The organism is Candidatus Cardinium sp. cByotN1, from assembly GCF_022810525.1.
GTDB lineage: Bacteria > Bacteroidota > Bacteroidia > Cytophagales > Amoebophilaceae > Cardinium.
Genome location: NZ_JAACGG010000162.1, coordinates 1 through 215, shown reverse-complemented (window position 1 = coordinate 215; position 215 = coordinate 1). Strand labels below are relative to the sequence as shown.

The following is a 215-nucleotide window of genomic DNA, read 5'->3' as shown; positions in this document are numbered from 1 at the left end:
TTCAAGCATCCCTACATATTGCTTTTGCTTGATATCATCATCTGACATGGACTGTAAATCTATCAGTTTATAGTCTCCACCCATAAGCTGCTTAGCAAGCTTTGGATCACTAAATAATGCCCATAAATTTTTTGGTGCATTAAAAGGTCTACTGCCATGGTAGAGCAGAATGGGTATGATAAGAGGCAATTTCTTTTTATCTTTTTTTTTATGGC

Annotated in this window: 1 protein-coding gene; it reads right to left on the bottom strand. The window is 35.8% G+C overall.

What is annotated here, in order from left to right; translation table 11 throughout:
* On the bottom strand, positions 1 to 215 hold a 215-nt coding region (locus MUW73_RS04720), incomplete at both ends, for an Rpn family recombination-promoting nuclease/putative transposase (protein WP_243575290.1).